Origin of the sequence: Candidatus Ulvibacter alkanivorans, from assembly GCF_003333325.1 — a bacterium.
In the GTDB taxonomy this organism is placed as follows: Bacteria; Bacteroidota; Bacteroidia; order Flavobacteriales; family Flavobacteriaceae; genus Ulvibacter_A; species Ulvibacter_A alkanivorans.
The window spans coordinates 1-1,012 of record NZ_QOLC01000032.1 but is presented as its reverse complement, the minus strand read 5'-3'; the positions used below and the strand labels follow the sequence as shown (position 1 = coordinate 1,012).

1 protein-coding gene is annotated in these 1,012 nt (G+C 39.1%); it reads right to left on the bottom strand.

The annotated features are described in order from the left end of the window. On the bottom strand, window positions 1-1,012 hold a 1,012-nt coding region (locus tag DWA30_RS01940; protein WP_210725379.1), incomplete at both ends, for a thrombospondin type 3 repeat-containing protein.

Sequence of the window (1,012 nt, the reverse complement as noted above, 5' to 3'; positions counted from 1 at the left end):
TTGCGTAAAGGATTCACCAACATTGTATTCAGAAGTTGAGGGTGTCCATCCCTCACAGTTCTCACCAGAATTTGTCCAAGTCCCCGGAAGGGCTTCAACATTTCTTGATATTTGTTTTTCAACCCAACGAGTTTGCTTTTCTCTTGAAACTTCTCTGACAGTACCAGTGTAAATTTCTTTTTCACGAACAATCTTAAATCTTTCTTCCTCGACTTCACCATTCTGGAATTGGGTGAAGCTGGTTGTTTTGCCGCTAGCACTTGGAAGCCAGCTTTCAGAGCTTCTGAAGCTATCAGTCTCGACCCAAGGTGTAAATTCATCTTCCATAGGTTCATATTTTTCTTTTTGTCCTATATTTGTAGAGGTCCTGATAAATGGTCCTGTTTCTCTTACAACAGGAACTTCACCAATAACGACTTCACCTTCTTCAGCATTAGTAAAGAATTCTAGGGTAACATCAAAAATGCTATAACATTCTCTTTCTTGGTTGAAAGTCGTGCCTTTTGGAATAGTTAAAGGATCTGGTGTCCAAGCTCCACAACGCTCTGTTCTTTGACTTCTGTTTGATTCTCTGGGTATAAGTGTTCGTTCTTCAACAAATGGAAAGAATTGAGTCTCTTCTTCTTCTGCAACGACTCGAATGGTATCAGAATGCTTGTCTTTTTCCTGAATAAAGACGGTTCTTATTTTTTCTTCTTCATTATTTCTTGTTTGCACGAATTCTGTTTCTTGTTTATCTAAAGCGGGTGCCCAAGTGCCCTTATCGGCAATTTCACCAGTAACTTCCCATTCACTGTAGTCATTTTCATAAGGAACGAAAACTTGTGGTATAACTTCTTTATCATTAGGGTTGCTTCCATATTCCTCTTCATACTTGTCAGAGAAGTTATCACCATCGGTATCATCATCACAAACATCGCCACGTCCATCTTCATCCGAATCAAACTGTTCTGGGTTAAAGGAGACAGGGCAATTATCAAATTTTAGAATGACACCATCATTATCAGGATCA